Origin of the sequence: Brevibacillus brevis (assembly GCF_022026395.1) — a bacterium.
Lineage (GTDB): Bacteria > Bacillota > Bacilli > Brevibacillales > Brevibacillaceae > Brevibacillus.
In genome coordinates this window covers 4,932,713-4,946,898 of record NZ_CP041767.1, presented here as the reverse complement: position 1 = coordinate 4,946,898, position 14,186 = coordinate 4,932,713, and the positions used below count along the sequence as shown (strand labels likewise).

At 48.0% G+C, this 14,186-nt stretch carries 17 protein-coding genes; 11 read left to right on the top strand and 6 right to left on the bottom strand.

Annotated elements, in window-relative coordinates; translation table 11 throughout:
• Positions 1–83 precede the first annotated feature (83 nt).
• Positions 84–986: a lipoyl synthase gene (gene lipA / locus FO446_RS23505; RefSeq protein ID WP_173610048.1), complete on the top strand. Its 903-nt coding sequence runs from the start codon at positions 84–86 to the stop codon at positions 984–986.
• A 68-nt stretch (positions 987–1,054) separates the two neighbouring features.
• Here lipA and FO446_RS23500 read toward each other — a convergent pair whose 3' ends face one another.
• A complete protein-coding gene (locus tag FO446_RS23500; protein WP_232773497.1) occupies positions 1,055–2,020 on the bottom strand; it encodes a YhcN/YlaJ family sporulation lipoprotein in 966 nt (321 codons plus the stop codon).
• 79 nt (positions 2,021–2,099) lie between these two features.
• Between FO446_RS23500 and FO446_RS23495 the strand changes: the two genes are divergently transcribed.
• Complete coding sequence (locus FO446_RS23495) at positions 2,100–2,765, top strand: YutD family protein (protein WP_173610050.1); 666 nt, start codon at positions 2,100–2,102, stop codon at positions 2,763–2,765.
• 78 nt (positions 2,766–2,843) lie between these two features.
• Here the strand turns inward: FO446_RS23495 and FO446_RS23490 are convergent, their stop codons facing one another.
• The 3 genes from FO446_RS23490 to glpX all read right to left on the bottom strand — a co-directional run bounded on the left by FO446_RS23490 (position 2,844) and on the right by glpX (position 4,685).
• Positions 2,844–3,275 carry a hypothetical protein gene (locus FO446_RS23490; RefSeq protein ID WP_173610051.1) on the bottom strand — a complete coding sequence of 144 codons (432 nt, stop codon included), beginning with the start codon at positions 3,273–3,275 and terminating at the stop codon, positions 2,844–2,846.
• A gap of 153 nt (positions 3,276–3,428) precedes the next feature.
• Positions 3,429–3,698 (bottom strand): DUF3055 domain-containing protein, encoded by a 270-nt coding sequence (locus tag FO446_RS23485; RefSeq protein ID WP_048034538.1) that lies wholly within the window; start codon positions 3,696–3,698, stop codon positions 3,429–3,431.
• Positions 3,699–3,710: 12 nt separating this feature from the next.
• Positions 3,711–4,685 carry a class II fructose-bisphosphatase gene (gene glpX, locus FO446_RS23480; protein ID WP_173610052.1) on the bottom strand — a complete coding sequence of 325 codons (975 nt, stop codon included), beginning with the start codon at positions 4,683–4,685 and terminating at the stop codon, positions 3,711–3,713.
• Positions 4,686–4,956: 271 nt separating this feature from the next.
• Here glpX and FO446_RS23475 point away from each other — a divergent pair, with 271 nt between their 5' ends.
• The 5 genes from FO446_RS23475 to FO446_RS23455 all read left to right on the top strand — a co-directional run bounded on the left by FO446_RS23475 (position 4,957) and on the right by FO446_RS23455 (position 9,239).
• Positions 4,957–5,391 carry a DUF86 domain-containing protein gene (locus FO446_RS23475; RefSeq protein ID WP_173610053.1) on the top strand — a complete coding sequence of 145 codons (435 nt, stop codon included), beginning with the start codon at positions 4,957–4,959 and terminating at the stop codon, positions 5,389–5,391.
• A 111-nt stretch (positions 5,392–5,502) separates the two neighbouring features.
• Positions 5,503–6,132: a helix-turn-helix transcriptional regulator gene (locus tag FO446_RS23470; protein WP_173610248.1), complete on the top strand. Its 630-nt coding sequence runs from the start codon at positions 5,503–5,505 to the stop codon at positions 6,130–6,132.
• Positions 6,133–6,568: 436 nt separating this feature from the next.
• Positions 6,569–6,718 carry a hypothetical protein gene (locus tag FO446_RS23465; RefSeq protein WP_229088159.1) on the top strand — a complete coding sequence of 50 codons (150 nt, stop codon included), beginning with the start codon at positions 6,569–6,571 and terminating at the stop codon, positions 6,716–6,718.
• A 281-nt stretch (positions 6,719–6,999) separates the two neighbouring features.
• Complete coding sequence (locus tag FO446_RS23460) at positions 7,000–8,241, top strand: DUF4073 domain-containing protein (RefSeq protein ID WP_237899236.1); 1,242 nt, start codon at positions 7,000–7,002, stop codon at positions 8,239–8,241.
• A 218-nt stretch (positions 8,242–8,459) separates the two neighbouring features.
• The gene (locus tag FO446_RS23455) at positions 8,460–9,239 is read left to right on the top strand and encodes a TIGR01457 family HAD-type hydrolase (protein ID WP_232773500.1); all 780 of its coding nucleotides are present in this window, start codon (positions 8,460–8,462) and stop codon (positions 9,237–9,239) included.
• Here the strand turns inward: FO446_RS23455 and FO446_RS23450 are convergent.
• Complete coding sequence (locus FO446_RS23450; RefSeq protein ID WP_232773501.1) at positions 9,234–9,749, bottom strand: phosphatidylglycerophosphatase A family protein; 516 nt, start codon at positions 9,747–9,749, stop codon at positions 9,234–9,236. The two genes, FO446_RS23455 and FO446_RS23450, sit on opposite strands and share 6 nt — an antisense overlap.
• 120 nt (positions 9,750–9,869) lie before the next feature.
• Here FO446_RS23450 and FO446_RS23445 point away from each other — a divergent pair, with 120 nt between their 5' ends.
• The 3 genes from FO446_RS23445 to FO446_RS23435 are packed head-to-tail and all read left to right on the top strand — an operon-like array spanning position 9,870 to position 12,788.
• A complete protein-coding gene (locus FO446_RS23445) occupies positions 9,870–10,955 on the top strand; it encodes a protein kinase family protein (RefSeq protein ID WP_237899235.1) in 1,086 nt (361 codons plus the stop codon).
• Positions 10,912–11,871 carry a 2-hydroxyacid dehydrogenase gene (locus FO446_RS23440; RefSeq protein ID WP_237899233.1) on the top strand — a complete coding sequence of 320 codons (960 nt, stop codon included), beginning with the start codon at positions 10,912–10,914 and terminating at the stop codon, positions 11,869–11,871. Before FO446_RS23445 ends, FO446_RS23440 begins: the two co-directional genes overlap by 44 nt.
• Positions 11,868–12,788, top strand: coding sequence for an alpha/beta hydrolase (locus tag FO446_RS23435; protein WP_173610059.1), 921 nt, complete (start codon positions 11,868–11,870; stop codon positions 12,786–12,788). Before FO446_RS23440 ends, FO446_RS23435 begins: the two co-directional genes overlap by 4 nt.
• A 51-nt stretch (positions 12,789–12,839) precedes the next feature.
• On the opposite strand, the gene FO446_RS23430 is transcribed toward FO446_RS23435, so the two are convergent.
• A complete protein-coding gene (locus tag FO446_RS23430) occupies positions 12,840–13,067 on the bottom strand; it encodes a NifU family protein (protein ID WP_007715787.1) in 228 nt (75 codons plus the stop codon).
• Between the two features lie 195 nt (positions 13,068–13,262).
• Here FO446_RS23430 and cysK point away from each other — a divergent pair, with 195 nt between their 5' ends.
• The gene (gene cysK, locus FO446_RS23425) at positions 13,263–14,186 is read left to right on the top strand and encodes a cysteine synthase A (RefSeq protein WP_007715789.1); all 924 of its coding nucleotides are present in this window, start codon (positions 13,263–13,265) and stop codon (positions 14,184–14,186) included.

The window sequence follows — 14,186 nt, the reverse complement described above, 5'->3', positions numbered from 1 at the left end:
AGAGGTTGCCCCTCCGAAATCCAACCTCTATAATGGAGATTGTTATTGTCTTGTACCATGATGTCACATGAGGAGTGAGCCCTATGACGCAACGCAAGCCGGAGTGGCTCAAGATCAACCTTGTTTCAGGATCAGAACTAGCCAGCTTTAAAGAGCTTAAGCAAACCATGCGCACGAAGACGCTACATACCGTTTGTGAAGAAGCAAAATGCCCCAACATTCACGAATGCTGGGCAAGCGGTACAGCAACTTTCATGATTTTGGGTGATATATGTACCCGTGCCTGTCGGTTTTGTGCAGTAAAAACTGGACTACCTACGGAGCTGGATACAGCCGAACCAGAACGTGTAGCAGAAGCAGCCGAACAAATGCGTTTGAAGCATGTCGTTGTGACTTCCGTTGCTCGTGATGATTTGGCAGATGGAGGCGCACAGATTTTTGCCGATACGATCCGTGCGATTCGTCGTCGACTGCCGTTTGCCTCCGTAGAAGTATTGATTCCCGATTTTATGGGGAACTGGGATGCGCTAAAAGTGGTCATGGATGCAAAGCCTGACGTACTAAACCACAACATTGAGGCGGTTCGCCGAATGTCAGATCGCGTACGGGCAAGAGCCAAATACGATCGGACGCTGGAACTGTTGAAAAAGGCGAAGGAATTCCAGCCGAGCATTCCGACGAAGTCCAGTCTGATGATTGGGGTAGGCGAGACGATGGAGGAAATCATCGAAACGATGGATGACCTGCGTGCTGTCGATGTCAACATCATGACGATTGGTCAGTATTTGCAGCCGACCAAGAAGCATTTGAACGTAGAGAAATTTTACCACCCAGATGAATTTGCTCGCTTGAAGGATGAAGGAATGAAGCGTGGTTTTAGCCACGTGGAGTCAGGGCCATTGGTGCGTAGTTCGTATCACGCTCACGAGCAGGCGAGTGCCGCGAAGGAAACGATTGCGAAAGAATCCATGCCGAAAGCGCAATAATAAGTAACCCCCTCAGCCGCCCAATTCGAGCGGAAATGAGGGGGTTTTTTACTACCGGGGGAAGGGCTTTAGCGACTGGTTGTTGCCTTTGCGTTATGAGATGTTCCACCCATACGCTTGACGAGTGTGTCAATGCTTTTCGCATCTTCTGTACGCGCTGTACTCACGTTGCTGGAGCGACTTGCTACACGAGCGATTTCTTGGATGTCATTCGGATTATCGGTGACATACACTTTGTAATAGCGTGGTGACACCGATTCGGCGTTCATTCTTGCCTGTTTTTTCGCTGTGTGCGCATCTGCTCCTTGTGTGTGTAAGCCGACAAAAACTTCTTTGTCCGTTACCAAGACGGTAGAACGCTGTACGCCAGGGCAGCTGGCAGTGACATTTCCTACAGCTTTTGCCAATGCTTCACGGTCTACATAGACGTTGGCGACACTGGCAGTTCTCACATGCTGACGATCCGTCTGCACATAGCCCATGCGTGGCATTCCAGTTTGCATGACACCTGCTCCACCACGGTTTGTACCATGCTGCTGATAAATAGAATGGTGTGTACCAGTTGGCGCATTGTAAACACCTGTGGTACCCATACCAGCTTTATGATCCGTAAAGGCATTGTACGGTCTCATTCCACTCGTGTAGGCATTGTAGTTGTTTACATGCGGGTAAGTACCATTTGGATATGCACCATAGTTATACCCAGCATTGTTGGTCAGTCCCATGCCATTGCGGACGTGAAGTCCATCACGAATGCCGTCGTAGTTGCGGACGTGGAGCCCGTCGAAACTAGTGGTTCCAGCACCAGTGGTGTAATTACGATTATGGTGGTACCCGTCAAAGTTCGTCGAGCGCATGCCATCGTAGTTACGGACGTGCATTCCATCAAAATTTCGAACGTGCGGAGCAGACTGGTACGACATCGTCTTGTTCGGATGCGTGTAATTAGGCGCAGCATTGTTGTTACAACCAGAAGCCAAGAGCACAATACCTGCAATTGCAGGATACAACCATGTCTTTTTCAATGGTAACACCCCCTACACGATAGAATGTCCAAAGGTACAGGTCAGTTATCGTGGGAAATTTAGCTCATGTTACGCGAAATATGATAAGATGGACATAGTATACATGCGTAAGGAGGAAGCGAGTTTGATTCGCACGCAAGCCGGTACTTATGAAGTCATGGAAGTAAATCGAGACGGCTGGAACCTTGAAGCGTTCAAGGAGCGCTATAGCGACATCCTCGACAAGTACGATTATATTGTAGGGGACTGGGGCTATGGTCAGCTTCGTCTTCGTGGGTTTTATACTGACGCTAATCGCAAAGTACCGTTCGAGCAGCGGATCGCCGCTTTGGATGAGTACCTGCATGAGTTCTGCAATTTTGGTTGTCCGTACTTCGTTTTGCGCAAGGTAAAAGCAAATGTCGGCAACAGTGACGACCAAAGCGGGCAAGACGAAGCTGGCTTTGATGTCATCATTGATATTCGTCAGGACATTCCTCGTGAAGAGGGTGGCTCTTCGCCTTATGTAGAACGAAAAGAACGCAGACGCTATCACCCGCGTCAAAATAAACAGGATCGCCAGAACAATGCTGGCGCTGATCGCAATGGGGCAGGTAGAAACGAACGCGGGGAGAAGCCAAAGTTCCAAAAGGATCGCCCCGATAAAAACGGTAAGGACTCCAACTCGCGAGAGCGCCGTCCCAATCAATTGAAACCCAATCGTGAACGCGATAAAGTCCCAACAGGACCAAACGCACCGAAGCGCGATTCCTAAAAACGCTAAAAAGAGCCCTGTATGCTAGGGCTCTTTTCGTTTTTCGATTTAATAACCTCCGCCAAAACCTTCAGGGGTTCAAAAACCACCGGGTCCACCGAAACCACCGGGTCCACCGAAGCCACCAGGTCCACCGAAACCACCAGGTCCACCGAAACCACCGGGTCCACCGAAACCGCCGGGTCCACCGAAACCGCCAGGTCCACCAAAACCACCGGGTCCCCAACCAGGCCAGCCCCATGTGGGCCAATAACCAGGCCAGCAAGTACTGCATCCCCACCAAGGATATGGCTGTGGGACGACAACGACCTCAGGACCGCGTCTTCTACGGAAAAAAACTGGATGAGCCTGATCTTCTGGAATGTATTGAAAATCCTGGTCTGCTGAGTAATAAGGTGGCTGGTCATATTGTGCAGGAACAAAGTGGTTTTGATCGTATTCGTTTGAATCATATTGAGTTTGATCGTATTGGTTTTGTTCATAAGTTTGGTCGTATGGATAAGATTGCATGATGCGATTCGCACTCCTCTCGTTATCTGTCTGTGCATCTGTGCAGTAGCAGTATACGAGGCATACGCCTGTAAGGAGCATTGTCCCGCAGGAAATGGGCGGGGGCTTCAAATAAAAAAGGAAGAGCCCGCAATAGCTCTTCCTTTCGGTGAATTAGATAGCTGCTTCCAAAAATGCTTTCAATTCTTCGGCTTCACGCTCATTCAAGTTGAACGCGAATTCCAGATAGCCTTCTTCTTCCAGATCATCATGTCCAATAATAGCGGAGCGTCCATTTTGAATGTTGATGACAATCGCCTTTCCATAAAAACGGTTAGTCGTTGTAATCGCCAGGTCAAAACGAGTAGCTTCGCCCGTGAAGCTGACGAAGCGCGTTCGAGTATCCTCCGCTTCGTCGTACAAGTAGAACAAATCGTTTGCCATATGGGTGTCCCTCTACTTCCATAAAAGATTTGGTTTGTGTTCGGTATTGTGTACAGCGCGGACAAAGCGAATGGTTTTGGTTTGGGCACGCATGACGATCGAGTGAGTTTCCACCATATCATCACCGAGGTAGCGCACGCCTTGCAACAGCTCTCCATCAGAAACGCCTGTTGCTGCAAAAATGGCATCATCGCCTTTTACCAGATCGTTCAGCGTCAAGAGCTGCTCTGGATTGTCGAGCCCCATTTTGATGCAGCGCTCGCGCTCGCTGTCGTTTTGCGGCTTGAGCTGGGCTTGCATGTCGCCACCCAGGCACTTGATCGCTGCGGCACTGATCACACCCTCTGGTGCACCACCGATACCCAAGAACAAGTCAATCCCTGTATGCGGCAGACAGGCAGCAATCGCAGCACCCACATCGCCATCTCCAAAAAGCTTCACTCGCGCACCCTTTTCACGAATGGCGTCAATAATCGCCTGATGGCGGTCGCGTTCCTGAATAATGACCGTCACATCTTGCACGCGCTTGTTGTTTGCTTTTGCTACAACCTCTATCATTTTATCCACGGGATCGTAAAGGTTGATTTGTCCGGCAGCACGTTTACCGACGGCCATTTTCATCATGTACATGTCTGGTGCATGCAACAGTGTTCCACGGTCCCCGATGGCGATAACAGACATGGCATTGTTGTGACCCTTGGCGACAATCGTCGTTCCTTCCAGCGGGTCAACCGCCACATCTACCTCAGGCCCGCCTGCTTCCGGGTTACCGAGCTTTTCACCGATATAGAGCATGGGGGCCTCATCCAGTTCACCTTCGCCAATAACGACGGTACCCCTCATGTTGATCGTGTCAAACATGGCGCGCATGGCGCTGGTCGCTGCTCCATCTGCTTCATTCTTTTTCCCGCGTCCCATCCAGTGAGAAGAGGCAAGTGCAGCCATTTCCGTTACCCGCACAATTTCCAGAGCCAATTCGCGTTCCACAGTGTGTTCCTCCCCTTATGCTTGCCGACAAAAATTCACCCCATCATTGTAACATAAAGTGAACGATCAAAAAGTCGTCTTTTCAGCACCGAACGTGATTCGTGACAGGTCGTACAAATTTGGTATACTGAGGGATGAAAAGAGGTGAAACCGGTGAGCAATTCCTATTTGCAGGAAGGGGAATTGGTGCTTCTCGTCCTGGTGCTAACATTTGTGTTTACCGTTTACTACTCAAAACGCAAATCAAAAAAGCGAAAGTAAGGAGAAATATATGTACGACGTGAATACAAAACGAATCGACCAAGTATTGGAACATATGTCTCGTATGCTGGATCTGTTGGACAAGCTCAGCGAACGAGGGGCCAAAGCGGTTTTGGCAGATGAAGTAGCTGTTGCAGCGATGGAGCGAGCCCTGCACTTGTCTATCGAAGGAATAGTGGATGTCGGAAATGCACTGATCGATGGATTCATTATGCGAGATCCAGGTAGCTACAGCGACATCGTGGAAATTTTGCGGGATGAGCAAGTCATCACGGATGAACAGGCTTTGATCCTGACGCGTGTGACCGATTTCCGCAAGCATCTGGTCAATGATTATACAAGTGTGCCGGCTAATGAAATGTACAGCCTGGTAGAAGAAGCTGCTGGTACCATTCGTCAGTTTGAGCCACAGGTGAGAGCCTTCTTGAAAAAAGAACTGTTTTAAAAAGTGTTTTCAATCCATCACCAACGTAGCGGATATTTTATACAAAAGACTTTCGTTTGTTTACTAAAACGTCTTCATCCACTACAATAGGGAGAAAGGACGGTGATACGTATGACAAACGAAGGAACGTCCACTCGTGATCAAATCCTGCACATGCTCAAGGTCAAAGGTTCACTCCCTGTCAGCGACATGGCCGTCGAGCTAGGGATTACTGAAATGGCGGTACGGCGTCATTTGAACACCCTGGAGAGAGATAATTTGATCAAGTCTACGCTTGTTCGCCAAGCGATGGGACGCCCAACGAATGTTTATTCATTGTCGCAGGAAGCAGACGAACTGTTCCCGCGCAATTATTCTCATTTGACATTAGATTTTTTACAGGACATAAAGGAAATCGATGGTTTGTCCAAAATCGAAATGCTATTTAGACGCCGCGAGAATCGCTTGGAGGAGAATTATCGCTCCCACATGCAAGGCGACTTGGAAAACCGTGTAGCCAAGCTTGCCGAGCTGCAAAACGATAAAGGCTACATGGTGGAATGGGAAAAGGACGAAAATGGAGACGGCTATCGGATTCAGGAGTTCAATTGCCCAATCTCGCAAGTAGCCCGTGAATTCAACCAAGCGTGTAGCTGTGAGCTTTCCTTGTTCCGTCGGGTTTTGAAAGCCAATGTCGAGCAAACCACGTGCATGGCAAAAGGCGGAGACAAATGCGTGTTTCACATTAAGGAAGCGAAATAAATAGCCATAGCGAAGGTCCACTCAAGTCCGGGTGGATTTTTTCTTTTGTTTACTGGATTTTCCTGATATTGGGAGGATGGTGTAATACATTGGTGGTATTGTAATATGAAATTTAAAAAAGGAAGAAAACACCTCATGAAGAGATCATTCTCCATCATATTTGGTTTATCCCTCATTTTGGCCTCTTGTAGCACAACATCGTCGGAGCCTACACATAATCAATTCCAAATTACTTTGAGCGACGTATTCAAACATCAACACACATCCTCTGTCTATCAGTTTGAACTTATTACGAAAGAACTCTCCAATGTAAAAGACAAAGAGAGGTTGGCATATTTATCAGGAATGATTGATAGCTATTTGATTCGTGACGTTGTACTGGAATAAAAAAGAATATCTAAAAAAGATTCAGTCATTAGTAAATGAGAATAACCTTATGGAGATCCAAGGGAAACAAGATGAATTCAAGAAACTTAGTGAACTTATGGGGAAAATAAATGATGATCGGCTTTTCAGTAAAGATAAGCAAAAGGTTGATTCATTTAAGAAAGATCTAGAAATTGTTATTCAGGCATTCCCAAAATAAGAAAATGATATTTTATAGAATCAAAAACAAGGGAGGTAGAGGATTGGGTTAGGGTCCTGTGCCTTTTTTTCTATAATCAAGCAGGCATTAAGTACCTTTTTTCGTCATTCTCGCAATCTTAATGTTGGTTTAATGTTTTCTTTATGTTGGACATTTATTATTTGTGGTGCAAGAAAACAACCAAACACACATGAAAACAATTGAAAGGTGGAGTGATATCAGGAAAATACTAGAAAACCGGATAGCCGTCTTGACGAAAAACAGATGAGGAGAAATCCGTAATGAAAAAAATGGTATCTAGTATAGCTGCTTCTGCCATTTTGTTGGGTGGAATTCTGCCAGTCGTTGATTCCGCTCATGCAAAAGACAAATTTTCTGAGAAAAAGATGACGATGACATTTGACGTGATCAGTGACATTCAGGGAGACCTCCGAGATTTTAGTCACGTTTTGCAAGACATCGATGAGGAAAATCCAAAGTCCAAAGCGCTAATCATTAACGGTGATATTACTCCTCGCGGTTACGATTTTGAATATCAAGCCGTACAAGATGTGCTCGATAAAAATCCTCATCCTGAAAATGTGTGGTACAGCATCGGTAATCATGAGTTTTATGTGCCGAAGTGGAAGAATCCCCAAACGCTTGCACAAAGTAGCTGGCCAAACGGGACAACGGAAGAAGAGTTGTTCGATAACTTCTACCAATTTAGCGGAGAAGACAAAGTCTATCACCAAAAAGAAATCAACGGATATCCCTTTCTCTTCCTCGGTACAGAAAAATACATGAAATACCACGATCCAAAATTGTGGGATGAAGTATACATGAGCGACGAGCAACTGGATTGGCTGAAAGATAATCTGAAGCGTTATAGCAAGAAGGACAAGAATAAGCCCATTTTTGTATTCTCCCACCATGTGCTCCCAGACAGTATCTCGGGCTCCAGACAAAGTCCATACACGAACGATTACCTGGATGTGGACAAGCTCCTTGACATTTTGAAAGACTATCCGCAAGTTGTTTTCTTCTCAAGCCACACCCATTGGGACCTGAATCTGCCGGACTGGGCAGGCAAAAAGAAAGTCAAAGGCGGAGACAAACGAGGCTTTACTGTCGTAAACACGGCCGGTATTGAAACGGGATGGATGTCAGCAGGTCCAGAAGGCGGCGAAAAAGTCACGCCGGATGGAGGGGCTTTCAAGCAAGGGCTTCGCTTGCAAGTGTACGGTAATGATGTCGTCATCCAAGCGTATGACTACCAACACGACAAAGTCATTAAGAAGCTCAGTATCCGTAATGGAAAAATCGAGCAGTTGCCGCCTGATGTACAGGCGGATGATGATAACAATGTGCTTGTCAACGCAACCCAATACATGGAGTACGCAGTTGGGAACCAAAAAAAATGGCGGGATTTTGATCCCGAAAATCCACCGACATTTCCAGGAAACCAGGTCGTGTATGTCCGTCATAAAGGGGAAATGAACCTGGAAGACGGCACGCCAATCATGGTCAAATTCAAGAAATAACGGAACTGTGGTGCATTGTTCGTCATAAGAGGGCCGATCGGGTCCTCTTTATTTGTGCCCCACTCAACTTCGTTCGAGTATTCATACCAGTAGATGAAGAGCAGCTAGACAAAAAGCAGGGAGCGGTAGAAGGCCGTTTCCTGCTTTTTGCGATAGGAAGGACGAAGGTTTACACTAAGAGAGGAGAGCTTACGACAACAGATGGGAGATGGAACAACGTGAAACAATATAAAGGCTATTTGCTAGATTTGGATGGGACAATTTATCGGGGAAAAGAAGCGATTCCGGGAGCAGCAGCATTCATCACCCACTTAAAAACTCACCAGATCCCGTATTTGTTCCTGACAAATAATTCTTCTGCCTCTGCACAGCACGTCGCAGAACGGCTGGTAGCAATGGGCATAGAGGCACAGGCTCGGGACGTGTATACCACGAGTATGGCGACCGCTACCTATTTACAAGAGCAGGCACCAGCGGGTACACGCGTCTACGTGATTGGAGAGGCAGGCTTGCGTGATCAGCTGACAGATGCAGGCTATGTGGTGACAGAAGAAGATCCGGCTTATGTCATTGTCGGGATTGATCGTGCTTTCACGTATGAAAAGCTGGCGATCGCCGCACGTGCTATCCGTGCAGGAGCAGCTTTTATCGCTACAAATGCAGATGCAGCCCTGCCGACGGATGCTGGTCTGTTCCCTGGCAATGGTTCACTGGTGGCAGCCGTCTCCGTTGCCTCCGCGACCAAACCAATCGTGATTGGCAAACCAGAGTCCATTATCGTCCGTTACGCTCTGAATCAGCTTGGTACTGCTGCGGCTGACACGCTGATCGTTGGGGACAATTTATATACAGACATTGAGGCAGGTGCCAACAGCGGCTTGGACAGCTTGCTCGTTTTGACAGGCTATTCCACCCGCGAAGAAGCAGACCAGCATCACGCTGCGCCAACCCATATTGCGGAAAATTTGCCGGAATGGCAGCAGCGAATCTCCCTATGATTCAGCGCATTCTTCCTGCTGCTTCTGGCGGTGGGCAATGCGGCTGGAGGCAGCTGCTGCGACCGCACCGACGAGATCGTCCAAAAAAGTATGGACACCAAAACGCTTGTCGTTGAGATCAGCGAGTTTGCCGTGCTTCAGCTTGTCTACATAACCGAAGTTGGTGAATCCGATGCTCCCGTACAGGTTGACGATGGCGAGGGCGAGTACCTCGTCTATGCCGTATAGCGGCTCGTCTGTTTCAATAATCGCCTGGAGCGGGGGCAGCAGTTGCTTTTGTTCGGCGAGGATGTCGAGCTGAATCCCGGTCAGCAATGCGTTTTGGACCTCACGTTTTTTCAAGACGGACCCTACACTGTCGAGACACAAGTCCAAGGTGATGTCCGGGATATATTTTGACTGTAGGAACATGACAATTTCAGCAATGTCGTTCATGCTGACTCCTCGTTTTTCCAACAGCTCAATAACGAAATCCAGACAACTCTCGCTATTTAGTGGATGCTCACTCATGCTTGTCGTTCCTCCTTTTCGGCATGAATGTATATAGTATCTGCATACAGATAGGCACCTATCCCGATCTACCGACATACAATGCCAGAAGAGCAGTATGCAAGGAGGGTGAACAAGTGTATGGAAGAAAAAGAGCTACTTCAGGAGAAGTACGGTTTTGAACTCCAGGGATATCGCACGTCGGGGGCAAGCAAGATACTGGAAACGGATCGAGGCCTTTACTACATGTTCGAGGCGCCAGCCGGATATAAATACAAAAGCAAGTTTATTGAGAAAGTAAAAATGCATTTAAGCCAACAGCAAAACATTCGCTTGTTAAAGCTGGTGAACACAACAAGTGGGCAGGCTCACATCGTTGATGATGAGCAGCTTTACTATTTATACAGAGGCGTACGAGAGGCGGTTCCTGAAAATCCACATTATGCCAGCGGGCAGTCGCTCGCACAGTTCCATCTGGCTACGAGTGATTTTTCATCTGACAAGATGTTTATCCCCTACAGCTCTCTTGGAAACTGGCCCAGCTCGTGGCGCAAAAAGCTGCGGAATTTTCATGAGTATCGGGATGAGATGGATGAGGAAAATGTAGAGCTCGCGCCAATGGATGAATATTTGTTGACCTGCTTCACGTACATTACTCAGCTCGGGGAATTGTCCGTTCAATATTTGTTGGATGCTGGATACGATAAAGTCGTGAAGGAAACAGCTGGTCTTGGGAAAGTAGCCTACCAAAATTTTGATCAAGGGTATATGCTATGGAAAGAGAAGGATGTACGTCTAATGGCGGGTGAATGGAACTGGGTTCTTGACATGCGTACTCGCGATGTGGGGCAGTGGATCAAAGCCGAGACAAAGCGAAACGGCTGGAATGAAGAGGCTGTATCCAGCTTTCTCGACGGCTACAACAGCGTCTCTGCTCTGCTGCCAGCTGAATATGCCGTGATTTATGCGCTCATGCTCTACCCCGGCAGATTTTTGAAGCTCGTGGAGACTTATATGGAGTTGCCGATAGAAGAGCGCCAGGAAGTCAACATCCAAGCATGGCAAACGCAGTTGGAAGACGAGCTAACCAAAATGGAAGACGGACTTCGAAAGTACCCGCTATTCATTGCCCAGCGTTATGACGTATCCATTCCACAAATTGATTGGTTGTGGAGGAAAAAAGATGAACAAGCAACAAGTTTTCGTAACGAGGAAACTCAATCCTGAAGTGATCGCGATGCTTGAAAAAGTAGCCGAGGTCGAGCAATGGACAAAAAATGCGCCGATCCCGCGTGAGTTGTTGCTGGAAAAGATTAAACATGTAGATGCCGTCTTGACCATGCTGACAGAACGAGTGGACGAAGAATTTTTGGCAAGTACAAAACGACTCCGTATCGTGGCAAACATGGCTGTCGGTTACGACAATATTGATTTGGAAGCGTGCAGACGACACGAGGTCATCGTAACCAACACTCCCGATGTGCTGACAGAGTCTACAGCCGATTTGGCTTTCGCTTTACTGATGGCGACAGGCCGCCGATTGACGGAAGCCAACCGATTTTTATTGCAGGGGGAATGGACATCGTGGAGTCCGACCCTCATGGCTGGGCAAAATGTATATGGTTCGACTCTGGGGATTATCGGGATGGGGCGAATTGGAGAAGCTGTGGCGAGACGCGCCAAAGGATTTGGCATGCGAATCTTGTATCACAACCGGAATCGCAAAACGCAGGCTGAGCAAGAGACAGGAGCACGGTATGCCGATTTGGCGGAGCTTCTGCAAGAGTCCGATTATGTCGTTCTGCTTACACCGCTGACAGAGGACACGCGCATGTTGATGGGGGAAAAACAGTTTTCGCTCATGAAAGGAACCGCTGTGTTTATCAATGTTTCTCGCGGTGGGACAGTCGATGAGTCCGCACTGTATCAGGCGTTGGTAGATAAAAAAATATGGGCGGCTGGCCTGGACGTTTTTGCGGTCGAGCCTGTCCCGATGGATAACCCGCTTTTGCAACTGCCGAATGTAGTCGCCTTGCCACATATCGGTAGTGCAACTGTGCAAACAAGGGCGGAGATGGCGAGGCTGGCTGCTGCTAACATCGTAGAGGTGCTAAGTGGAAGGGGACCACTGACTGCGGTATGACCACGTTCTTTGTTTTGATTTCAGGACTCTTCGTGCTTCTCTTGATTGCAGCAGTAGCCGTTTCGTTTCACGTAACCTGGCGCTTGACGCATCCTGTACGAAAACCGATTCACATGGAACCCAAAGACTTTGGAATCGAACAGGTGGAGCCTGTTGTTTTTTCGAGCAGGGAAACGACGATTTCGTTGGCTGGATGGTACGTGTCGGCAGAAAAAAATGGGCAGGTTTCAAATGGAAGTACGCTGGTCTTTGCTCACGGGTACAGTCAAAACAGATTAGAGCCACATCTGCCTGCTTTGTCACTAGCTGCAAAACTGGTTCAGGCCGGCTTTGATGTTTTGATGTTCGACTTTCGCAATGCGGGAGAGTCCAGCAAAGCACTGACTACAATTGGTCTTCGAGAACAGCAAGATCTCCTTGGGGCCATCGATTTTGCAGCAGCGAAGAAGCCGGAGCACAGACTCGGTCTCGTCGGATTTTCTATGGGCGCGGCAACCTCTTTGATGGTTGGTGGAGTGGATGAACGCATCACAGCAATTGTGGCAGATTCACCGTTCTATTCCTTGCGTGAATACTTGACTGAAAACTTGCCGCAGTGGACGGGCCTGCCCCGGTTTCCATTCAACTGGCTCATTCTGACCTTGTGCCCCGTTTTGCTCGGAGCCAATCCGCGAGACGTCAATCCGTATCAGGCAGTCCAGCAAGCGAGAAAACCGATTCTTTTTATACACGGGACAGGCGATACGACGATTCCTATGGTAAACAGCGAACGACTGTATGAGCTGACCCAAGACGACGATTCCGAGATTTGGATCGTACCGCGGGCGGGTCACGTCCGCAGTTATGCGTTAGTTCCTGAAGAGTATGAGAATCGTGTCATTGCCTTTTTGGAAAAAGGAATGGGAAAGGGAAAATGAAAAAAGCAGCTACGCGGTTGCTGTAGCTGCTTTCATGTCGATGTGACTGGATTAGAATACTTGTTGAACTTCTTTGATGCCTGGTATTTCTTCCACCAGTGCACGCTCGATTCCTGCTTTCAGGGTGATGGTAGAGGAAGGGCAGCTACCGCAAGCACCCATCAGGCGCAGCTTCACGATGCCATCTTCTACATCAACGAGTTGTACATCTCCGCCGTCACGTTGCAGGTAAGGGCGCAGTTTATCGAGAACTTCTTGTACTTGATCCATGATATCCATGTTACATTCACTCCTTTCCAACCTCTCCTTTATTATAATCATACCATGGTGAGAAATCCATGGCTTACATGCCCTGTTGACACTTTGAAGTTCAGTTGGCACACCGAAGTTTAGCAGCATGGACTTTTTGTAATCTTTGCATGTTATAATGAAAAAGAAAGAAGCAAGTACTTCAATATAAGGAGTCAGATCTTCGTGAACGTATTTCGCAATGTGAAGGAACTGATTGGTAATACGCCGATCGTCGAAATTACTCAATTTGAGCTTCCAGAGGGTGTCCGCTTGTTCGCCAAGCTGGAATATTTTAACCCGGGGGGCAGCGTAAAAGACAGACTGGGCATGGAGCTGATTCGTGCCGCAGAAGAGAACGGCCAATTGGCCCCAGGTGGTACCATTATTGAACCGACAGCAGGAAATACAGGAATTGGTGTAGCGCTGGCCGCTGTAGGAACTGGTTATAAAGTCATTTTCTGCGTACCAGCGAAGTTTTCCGAAGAAAAACAAGAGCTGATGCGCGCCCTCGGAGCAGAAGTCGTCAATACACCGACAGAGCTGGGGATTAAGGGTGCAATTGCGAAGGCAAAAGAACTCGCAGAATCGATTCCAGGTGCTTTTGTTCCACAGCAATTTGCTAACCCGGCAAATCCAGACGCACACTACAAAACAACAGGTCCGGAAATTTGGAGTCAAATGGACGGCCAGGTAAACGTATTTGTGGCAGGCGCGGGTTCTGGCGGTACTTTCATGGGGGCTGCTCGCTACTTGAAAGAACAAAACCCAAACGTAAAAACGGTCATTGTCGAGCCAGAAGGTTCCATCTTGAATGGGGGAGAATCCGGCCCGCATAAAACAGAAGGGATCGGCATGGAGTTTTTGCCTCCGTTCATGGATACGAGCTACTTTAACGCCATTCACACGATTCTCGATGTGGAAGCATTCGATCTGGTCAAGCAGTTGGCTGCCAAGGAAGGCTTGCTCGTAGGCAGCTCCTCAGGTGCAGCCATGGCAGCGGCATTGCGCGAAGCAAGAGAGGCAGCTCCTGGGACGAATATCGTTACATTGTTTGCCGACGGCAGCGAACGTTATCTAAGCAAGAAAATTTACCAGGGAGGAATTTAA